This is a genomic window from uncultured Campylobacter sp. (assembly GCF_938018035.1).
Classification (GTDB): domain Bacteria; phylum Campylobacterota; class Campylobacteria; order Campylobacterales; family Campylobacteraceae; genus Campylobacter_B.
This window is the reverse complement of the sequence record NZ_CALIJF010000193.1, coordinates 1-9,239: the sequence shown is the minus strand read 5'-3', so window position 1 is coordinate 9,239 and position 9,239 is coordinate 1. Positions and strand designations below refer to the sequence as shown.

Annotated in this window: 8 protein-coding genes; 2 read left to right on the top strand and 6 right to left on the bottom strand. The window is 43.2% G+C overall.

The genetic code is table 11. The annotated features are described in order from the left end of the window. The 6 genes from Q0257_RS05880 to Q0257_RS05855 all read right to left on the bottom strand — a co-directional run. On the bottom strand, positions 1-205 hold a 205-nt coding region (locus Q0257_RS05880; protein WP_298022790.1), incomplete at its 3' end, for a hypothetical protein. Between the two features lie 319 nt (positions 206-524). Then, the gene (locus Q0257_RS05875; RefSeq protein ID WP_298022787.1) at positions 525-3,641 is read right to left on the bottom strand and encodes a hypothetical protein; all 3,117 of its coding nucleotides are present in this window, start codon (positions 3,639-3,641) and stop codon (positions 525-527) included. A 505-nt stretch (positions 3,642-4,146) separates the two neighbouring features. Beyond that, complete coding sequence (locus Q0257_RS05870; protein ID WP_298022784.1) at positions 4,147-4,950, bottom strand: transporter substrate-binding domain-containing protein; 804 nt, start codon at positions 4,948-4,950, stop codon at positions 4,147-4,149. A gap of 99 nt (positions 4,951-5,049) precedes the next feature. After that, positions 5,050-5,856, bottom strand: a complete 807-nt coding sequence (locus Q0257_RS05865) for a transporter substrate-binding domain-containing protein (RefSeq protein ID WP_298022782.1) — start codon at positions 5,854-5,856, stop codon at positions 5,050-5,052. A gap of 94 nt (positions 5,857-5,950) precedes the next feature. Next, positions 5,951-6,760: a transporter substrate-binding domain-containing protein gene (locus Q0257_RS05860; RefSeq protein ID WP_297893824.1), complete on the bottom strand. Its 810-nt coding sequence runs from the start codon at positions 6,758-6,760 to the stop codon at positions 5,951-5,953. A 411-nt stretch (positions 6,761-7,171) separates the two neighbouring features. After that, on the bottom strand, positions 7,172-7,675 hold the full coding sequence (locus Q0257_RS05855) for a hypothetical protein (RefSeq protein WP_298022779.1): 504 nt from the start codon (positions 7,673-7,675) through the stop codon (positions 7,172-7,174). Between the two features lie 83 nt (positions 7,676-7,758). Between Q0257_RS05855 and Q0257_RS05850 the strand changes: the two genes are divergently transcribed. Continuing rightward, a complete protein-coding gene (locus Q0257_RS05850) occupies positions 7,759-8,637 on the top strand; it encodes an aminotransferase class IV (RefSeq protein ID WP_297961600.1) in 879 nt (292 codons plus the stop codon). 117 nt (positions 8,638-8,754) lie between these two features. Next, a complete protein-coding gene (locus Q0257_RS05845) occupies positions 8,755-9,081 on the top strand; it encodes a hypothetical protein (protein ID WP_298022776.1) in 327 nt (108 codons plus the stop codon). Positions 9,082-9,239: the final 158 nt, after the last annotated feature.

The window sequence follows — 9,239 nt, the reverse complement described above, 5'->3', positions numbered from 1 at the left end:
TATCTAGGTAGTTAGTGATTAACTCGCTTCCGCTCTTTAAGCTAGCTAAGCTTGCGGCACGGGTTTCTGCGAAGGATTTGGTATTAGAGCTTACGCGCGCGCTAGGAGCCGAGGAAGCATCAAAGCCTAAATTTAGATAATTGCCGCTTTGATAAATTTTAGGGCTATAGCTTAGGCTTACCCCTACATTTAGCGTTGCATGCATATTGGCTGCGTTAGGAGTTATAAGGCTGCCGCTTCCTTGCTTATTGATTAGATGAATCTCGCTGCTTGGACTTAACGGACCGCTTACTCCGCTGATATAAGCCGTAATATTGCTTACGTTGCTTAGATCTGTGTTAGCGGTAGGATCGCTTAGGGTAAGTACGCTATCGCCTGCTCTAATGGAGCTAGGAAGGAAAAAATTTAGCCTGTCAAAACCGCTAATATTTTTAGCGCTTAAGGAATTTACTGCCGCAGGAGAGCTATTGCTAGCTCCTATGTTAAGGGTATTGCCGCTGCCGCTTGCGCTTATTACGCCTACATTATGACCGCTGATAAAATTTTAACGTATTATTTGTGCCTGCTGCGTGGATATTTCTACCGTTAAAATTCTTATCCTCCCCCGCTTTGCCTATATCTATATTGTTTCCGCTAAGACCGCCGGAACCAAGATACTTCTGCAGCTCATCCGCATCAAAGTCTCCATTTATGCTCTCGTTAGTCTTAATAAGCTTTTGGATATAAAGTTCTTTCTCATCCTCGCTTATATGCATACCGCCTATGTTTCTGCTAAAGGTATTGGCATCTTTTATGACATAGTTTTTATTTAGTTGAGTTACGTAGCCCTTGTCTTTAAAGCGCGGATCATATCCGGTAAATTTACCGCCTCCGCTTTTATAGGCAAGGGTATATTTCTTATTATCGCCATCTGGATAGCTTGCATTGTTTAAAGCGTTAAATTCGCTTGCCGAGTTTACAAATATATCGGTACCGCTTAGGTCGGTATTGCCGGAGCCGGTTAAGCTTAAAGCTCTTTTGGTACTAGACGAAGCATCGTTTTCTATCTCGCTAAGGGAGGCTAGGTTAAATTCCAATTTATTGAAATTTGCAAAATTCCCTGCATTTAGGCCATTGCCTGAGTTTGAAGATAGGATATTTAGGCTATTGCCCGAATTGCTAGCGTTTGCGCTAGATACTCCGTATAACGTGCCCGCTACGCTGCCGCTTCTGAAATTTACTACGTTGTTGCTGCCGCTAGTAGCTTCCGCTGCGTATACGTTGCCAGCAACTTGCGTGTTGCCGTTTAAATTTACAGTGTTGGAGGAGGCGGTGCCGCTAGCCTTTCCGCCGTATACGCTTCCGCCTACGTTTACCGAGTTAAGAGTTATGGTGTTGGAAATCGCGCTGTTTCCCTTGCCGCCCACTGCCATTGCTCCTACGCTGCCGTTATTTATAGTTACGATATTGGACTTAGCTTCTCCGTTGCTAGTATTGCCGCCGTAAATGCTATTGTGGATTATCGTAGCATTCGTAGTTACGCTATTATCGTGGACGTTGCCGCCGCCGCTACTGCTATGAGTGATGCCCGCATTTACGTACCCCACGTCTATTCCGCTTGCTTCGAAAGTTACGTGGTTATTATAAATTTCTTGCGGGGTAGCGGAATTTGAATATCCTCCGTCGATCTCGCCTATGTTGCTTCCGCCATTGATCTTGGTGTGGTTGTCGTGGACGCTGTTACTTCCGTCGGTAGCGTCGTCTCTGCCCGAGCTTATGTTTTTGCCGCCTAGATTGCCTGCGCCCTCTTTTACGATTACGGTGTTGCCTTTATTGCCGAATAGCTCAGTAGCGCCCGCAGCCTTGTTGGAATTTTGATTTTGCATTAGCTCGCTTTGATCGAAGTTGGGGTCTACCCAAGAACGAGTTAATGTGCCTTTCTGCATAATTAAATTTTTGCTGTTTTCGACCTCGATCGTGGTGCCGGTGATTTGATAGTGATCTTTGTCGGTAATCGTGTAAATTTGATTATCTTGCACGGTCTGCGCGGCTCTAGTGATCGTGCCACCGCCTGAATTATGGATCAGATAGTACTTTCCTTCGCCAAGATCTGATTTTATACCCTCTATCTTTGTGCCGTTTAAATTTGTATTGCCGCTAGTGGTTAGAGTAAGAGGCGCATCGGCTTGGGTAGTGGAATATAGATCGTGAAAATTTATAGAGCCGAAATTTTTAATGTCCTTGGCTTTTTTCACGCCGCCGCCGACCCAATTTTCGATATGCAAGGTATTGGTTTTATCCGTAGGCTTATTGCTGCCGTAGATTGTACCGCTTATCGTGCCGCCTCTAAAATTTACGTTGCTATTCTCGACGCTGCCGCTTGTAGCATAGCCTGCATAGACGTCTCCTGCTATCGTCGTTCTTTCTTTATTGATATAAACGACTGCGTTTTTGACGCTTCCTGCACGTGCGCCATAGACATTGCCTCCGATATGCACGCCTTTATTAGAATCGAATGCTCCCAGAGCGACTCTATCGCCGTCCGATTCGCCTGCGATGCCGTTTGCTGCTGCAACATCGCCTTTTACGGTACCTTTGTAAAGATCAACTACGCTTCGCGAGCTTGAGGCGCCGCCCAAAGAGCCCGTGACGCTGCCTACGATCGCATCGTCGTTATTGATTTCTACGCGATTTGCGCTCATTACGCTAGCGCTATTTGCTTGGCCGCCTACTACTTGGTAATTTTGCGCTTTTAGTCTTGCGTTTATGGTTACGGAGTTTGCACTAGAGTTTCCGCTTCCGCCCGCTGCGCCCCAAATTCTACCGCTTCCATTTAGAGTGATAGTATTTGTGCTGCCGTAATAAGGCACCGTTATATTGACGCTATTGTAGCTGCTTTTTCCCGTGGAGGATTGAGCGCCGAATATGTCAAAGCCTCCTCTAAACGTGCCGCCTTTTATAGTTATTCTATTTGATACGGCATCGCCGCCACCGCTTACTATGCCGCCTACGATTACATTTGTAACGGAGCCGTTGCCGATAGTGCCTCCGTCTATCGTTACGGCGTTGGAGGAGGCTTTTTTGTCTGCTCCGCTTCTGCCGCCGATGATATTATAATGTCTATTTGAGCTGCCGCCGAAGTTATCGGCATTTCCCGTAATTTCGGCGCCGTATTTTACAAAAACCTGATTTCGCGTCGCTTCGCCTTCGTTGCCCGTTTTAGACGCCGCTATGCCTTGCCCGCCCACGACCAAATTTACCTTAGAGCCGTTTTCCAAGCTCACGTAATTATCCGATACACCCTTGGCCTCAGCACCTATTGCGATACCCACGTAAGCGTTTGCGCCTCTGATCGTAAGTCTATTGTTGGAGGCGGAGTTTAACTCGGTAAAGCCCGCAATCCCGTCGCCGCTTCCTCCGCCGTAAATCACGCTACCAGAGTAATCCGTCCCGCCGCTTGCAACGCCCGTAATCGTCGTAATATTGCCGTTTGGGCTGGTACTTCCGCTGCCGCTAGTATTGCCGCTAAATCCCGCCGAATAGAGGTTATTATGGGTATGGATAAGCGGCGGATTAGAATCTGCATTGCAAAGCGCTTGTGCGGGCGCTAGTGCGAGCACCGCTGCGAGGCTAAGCATAGAGGAGCAGATGGATTTTTTCATATATTGATCCTTTGAAATTCGTAAAGTTTGCGATTATACATAAAAATAGATCAGTTTGCAATATGAAAATCACTGATCGGTTTTTGACAGAGGGGGGGCTGCATTTGTAATTTTAAGTAGTAAAAATTTACTCTTTGCGCAGAATAAATTCTTGACTGCAAAAATTTAACCTTTTTTAGAGGGGGCATTTTGAGCGGATTGCAAGAGGTAAAAAAATCCTAGTAAAGAGATTCTGAGTAAAATTTGAAATAATGAAAATCTGAGCTAAATTAATTCTGGCAATTTCAAGCTGCGGTAGAATTTATGCAAGATAAATTTTAAACGAGCGGAATTTTATATAAATGCCGTTTTGCCCGCGAAAAAGCTTTTTTGAAAAATTTAAACGAGTAAGATTGTGCGATAAAATTTTACGTGATCCCTGCCGCAAGAGCTAAAATATGGCGAGCAGGAGATAGAATTTACGCGATAAATCTTGCGTGATAAATTTTAAAATAAGCCGCAAATCCTACAAGAAGCTGTAAATTCCATCTAGCAAGAAATATCTTTTATCCGCAGCGCCGTGATAAAATGGATTAAAAGTCCCTTCGTATGCCTTTTCAAAAAAGCCCTCTTTGCTTAGCTTTATAAGCTCTGCATTGACGAAATCCAGTAGCTCTTTATTGCCCTTCTGCACGCCAATACCCATGAAATCGGGCTTGCCTAGAGTTTTAAGCGGTACTTCTACCTCGCTATCGACTACCGGATATGCCATTGCGATTAGATTATCGGTCGCGTAGGCGTCCACGTCGCCGTCTTTTAGCATGCGGTAGCACTCTCTGGCGATCTTACAAAATGTAAAATTTCCAAAACCTTCTTGTTTAAAAAATGCCTCGCCTGTACCGCCGCTTTCGAGCAAAATTCTTTTCTCTCGCAGATCGGCTAAGGATTTTATTCTATCGGCTTTGCGGGTTAAAACTCCAAGATTTACCGAAAAATACGGTGTTGAAAAATCGATCTGCTGCGCGCGTTCAGGCGTAATGGTAATCGTAGCGATGACGATATCTACGCGGTTGTTTACTAGTGCTGGAATTCTATCCTCGACCTTCATCGGTACAAGCTCGATTCTGCCGCCTTTTTCGCCGAAAAGATCATTTGCTATGGCCTGTGCCATCGTAACTTCAAAGCCCTCAAAAGTTCCATCGTTTAGCTCGCTAAAAGGAGGCTGTCCGTCGTAAACACCGATGCGAACGACGCCTTTTGATCTGATCTGTTCCAAACTATCGGCGAAAGCAACGATAAATGGTAGCAATATTGCAAGAAGCAATTTCATGGCAAATCCTTAAATTTAATCTCTTTTCCGCTTTCAAATGAAGCAGGAAATTTTATTTACTAAAATTCTAAAAACCGAACTTAAAATTTAAATAAGCTTTTAGAGCATATTATAAATTCCATCTAGCAGAAAATATTTCTTATCCGCCGTACCGCGATAAAATGGATCAAAGCTCTGCTCGTAGGCTTTTTTGAAAAAGCCCTCTTTGCTTAGTTTAATGAGCTCTGCATTGACGAAATCAAGTAGTTCTTTGTTGTCTTTCTGCACGCCGATGCCGATGAAATCGCTAGGGCCTAGGTTTTTAAACGGCACTTCCAAAGTATCATCGATGACGGAATATGCAAGCACGATGAGATTATCATTTATATAGCCGTCCGCATCGCCATTTCGAATCATTTCGTAGCATTCCTTAGCCGAAGCGCAATGGCCTAAATTTTTAAATCCCTTGGTTTTGAAAAATTTCTCGGCTACCGTCGCGTCGCCTTCGAATACGATCTTTTTATCATGAAGCTGCGCGATATCGGTAAAAGCGTCGGCTTTGCGCGTTAATACGCCTAAATTTGCGGAGAGGTAGGGGAGGGAGAAATCGATTTTTCTTTTTCGTTCGTTGGTGATGCTAAATAGACCGATCACCAAATCAAGCTTATTTGCCTCTAAAAATGGAATTCTATCATTTACGCTTAGTGGGATGAACTCGATTTTGCCCTCTTTTTTGCCGAAAATTTCTTTAGCAATAGCGTTTGCAAGATCGATTTCAAATCCTTCAAATTTGCCGCCATTAGACTCGCAAAGCGGCGGATGGGCGTCGCGCACTCCGATGCGAATGACGCCGTTTTGTCTAATTTGATCTAGGCTATCTGCAAAAAGCGCCGCACAAAATAGAACCGCTATAAAAAGTAGTTTCATTTTATGTCCTTAAAATGGGATTTCGCATATTATCCGCTTATAATAAATGATGTTTTAGTCGAAGGCGTTAGATAAAACACTGCTAAATTCCGTCCTAAAATATAGCATAGAGCCCATCTAGTAAGAAATATTTTTTATCTGCAGCGCCTTGATAAAATGGCTTGAAAGTTTCATCATAAGAACGTTCGAAAAAGCCCTGCTTGCTAAGTGTAACAAGCTCTTTATTTATCAGATCAAGCAATTCGGTATTGCCTTTGCGCACCCCGATGCCTAAGAATTCCGGATTACCTAGATTTTGGATTGCTACTTCTAAATTGTCGTCGATAATTGAATAAGCTAGCACGATGAGATTATCGTTAACGTACGCATCGGCTTTGCCTTGCTTAAGCATATCGTAGCATTCGGTAGTAATGGAGCAATGGATTAGATTGTGGATTTTATTTTTATACAAAAAATTTTCTGCCGTAGTCCCGCTACCCTCTACTAGGACCTTTTTGTTTGAAAGATCGTCTATACTTTTGATGCCGTCGCTTTTACGTGTCAAAACTCCCAAACTCATCGAAAAATATGGATAAGAAAAGTCGATTTGCCTTTTTCTATCTTGCGTTATCGTGATGGTCGCGACTGCAAGATCTACCTTATCATTTTGTAATGCAGAGATCCTATCGCTGGCGTTTAAAGGGACGAACTCGACTCTACCGCGCTTATCACCGAATATGCTCTTAGCTATAGCGTCTGCAAGGTTGATTTCAAAGCCTTCGAAATTACCACTTTTTTCATCACTGAAAGGTGGCCTACCATCACGAACACCGATTTTAACGACCCCGGCAGATCTGATCTGCTCCAAACTGCCCGCAAAAACACTGCTGCAAAGTGCAAAAATAATGCAAAAAAGTAGCTTCATAAACTATCCTTTTCTTAAATTTAATATTATCCCTTAGATATTGCGTGATTTTACCCTAAAATAGTTAAACATAACTTCAATTACATAATACGGATTTCTAAATCGGCAGTAAGTGAATGAGATTAGAATTTAAGAAACGATAGATAAATTTTATGAAGTGAAATTTAGCCGTAGCGAAATGTCGCGCAGGAAAGTATAGACTTTAATTAAAATTTATCTATCGTAATTTACGGTGCAGTTTTTGCAGTACCGACATATAATTTGATTTGGAATTTATCCATCATACCTGCTTGCTTTTCGAGCTGGAATTTTTACGTCTTGCCTACGTGCCGCATATTTCGCAATAAAATTTTAAAATTTGCTTGGATCGTAATGCTTTTTTGCGTTATAAAATTTTGCGGTATTTTAAAACTATTTTTCGCCGACTTCTACGATTTTGCTTAGCACGTATTGTTCTAGCTCGCGTCTAGGCACGTCATTTTTGAGCGCTTCGTTGTAGATATTTTCGACTATGCGGCTGTATTTTTCGTAAGGAAAGTAGAGGAAATGGTTCGCCCAAGCGCGTTTGATGAGCTCGTGGGTTAGCTTTTTTCTAGCCCACGCTTTAAAGCAATCAAATCCGATAAAAACCGCCGACGTCGCTATGATCGTAAATAAAATGGAGAAGTGAAAGTCGATCTTTTCAAACATCGCGTGCGTCAGCGTTATCAGAAACATAACGCAGACGAATGCGAAGCAAGCGAAGATAACGTAGGATTTGCCGTAGTTAAATTTAAAATTTAGCTTCGAAGGATCGACGAGCATTCCGTCGTTAAACTCGGCGTTGGCTTCGAGCAGATCACGGAAAAGCACGGGTTTATGCGATACATGAAACATAATATCTAAAAGTCTATCTTTAAAATTTGACCTATCCATCGGGATTCCTTCGATTTTTGCGGCATTATATCTTAAATTAAATTGTTATAAGATAAAATAGCGCGAAATTTCAAGGAGCGATTATGTTTGAAATCAGCGGAATGAGCGGCGACGAGATAGTTTATATTAACGGCAAATTTTGCAAAGCCAAAGAGGCTGCGATAAGCCCTTTTGATCGCGGTTTCGTGCTTGGAGACGGCATCTATGAAGTAGCACCCGTGGTAAATTCTAAAATTTGCGACAGAGCGGATTTTTGGGAGCGCTTTGAGCGTAGCGCCGCGCAGATCGAGCTAAAAATTCCATATTCTCGCGAAAAATATGAGGAAATTTTATATGAGCTCATCGCGCAGGGTGGCGTGAGCGAGGGCGCTTTCTATACTCAAATCACAAGAGGTGCGGCGATGCGCGATTTTGATTACGTCCGCGGCATAGAGCCCAGCGTCTTTGCCTTTGTCTATCATACGCAAATTTTTGATAATCCGCTCGCAAAAGAGGGGATCGAGATCGTAAGCCTGCCCGAGATCCGCTGGCACAGGCGCGATATAAAATCGATCTCGCTTTTAGCGCAGTGTATCTTAAAGCATGAGGCTCACAAGGCGGGCGCTTATGAGTGCTTTTTGATCGAGGATGGGCTCGTTACCGAGTGCTCGAGTTCCAGCGCATTTATCATCAAAGATGACGTTCTTATCACGCGACCGCTTTCAAACGACATACTGCCTGGCATCCGCCGCAAGGTGATCTTAGGCCTTGCCGAGCAGGCGGGTCTTAGCGTGCAGCAGCGGGCGTTTGGAATGAGCGAGGTTTATGAAGCCGATGAAGCCTTTATCAGCGCGGCGACGCTGATGGTGCTGCCGATCGTAAAAGCAGACGGCAGAGCGATCGGCGGCGGCACGGTCGGCAAATACGTACCGCGCCTGCGTGAGATGTATGCCGCGCGGCTAAGAGCCGAAGCAGGACTGTAATAGGGCGGTCAAAGTTAATTTAAAAATTGTGAGATTATTAGTAATATTTTCTAGCAAAGGAAATTTAAATGGGATTATCAATATTAAAGGAAATAAAAAAGATTATAGGAGAACAAGATGTTAGGCACCAAAATAGTAATGGATGAGGCTAAAATTATACGCGAAGGCAGATGTGATCTGGCTAGAGTGTATCAAATAATCGATAAATTTGCACAGGAGTGTAACCTCGTAAAAAAGGATAAATTTACCTATCTTTGTAAGGAAGACGACGAGCAGGATTTTCCGCATTTAGGTAAATTTACACACGCCATTTTGCTAAATCAAAAATTCTTTCGCGATAATGTGAAAGAGTGGAGATGGTTAGACGACGACGAAGGTCAACTTAGGGATGCAGATCTTATAAGTCATATACGGAGATTTGAACGCAAAGGATACTTCAAATGAGCCGTATTCGAAGAGCCATAAATTTTGATCTCGACACCAAAGCCTTAAAAGAATTTTCTATCCAGGCAAAGATTATCGCGCAGCATACGGCTAGATTAAGAATTTTATGGAAAATAATGGTTTTAACGATGAAATCAAAACTCTACAAACGAATTAAG

What these genes read in the sequence shown, in the direction of transcription:
- Q0257_RS05865 (WP_298022782.1), bottom strand. Translation starts at nt 5,856, where the DNA reads ATGAAACTACTTTTTATAGCGGTTCTATTTTGTGCGGCGCTTTTTGCA.
- Q0257_RS05845 (WP_298022776.1), top strand. Translation starts at nt 8,755, where the DNA reads ATGTTAGGCACCAAAATAGTAATGGATGAGGCTAAAATTATACGCGAA.
- Q0257_RS05850 (WP_297961600.1), top strand. Translation starts at nt 7,759, where the DNA reads ATGTTTGAAATCAGCGGAATGAGCGGCGACGAGATAGTTTATATTAAC.
- Q0257_RS05870 (WP_298022784.1), bottom strand. Translation starts at nt 4,950, where the DNA reads ATGAAATTGCTTCTTGCAATATTGCTACCATTTATCGTTGCTTTCGCC.
- Q0257_RS05855 (WP_298022779.1), bottom strand. Translation starts at nt 7,675, where the DNA reads ATGGATAGGTCAAATTTTAAAGATAGACTTTTAGATATTATGTTTCAT.
- Q0257_RS05860 (WP_297893824.1), bottom strand. Translation starts at nt 6,760, where the DNA reads ATGAAGCTACTTTTTTGCATTATTTTTGCACTTTGCAGCAGTGTTTTT.
- Q0257_RS05875 (WP_298022787.1), bottom strand. Translation starts at nt 3,641, where the DNA reads ATGAAAAAATCCATCTGCTCCTCTATGCTTAGCCTCGCAGCGGTGCTC.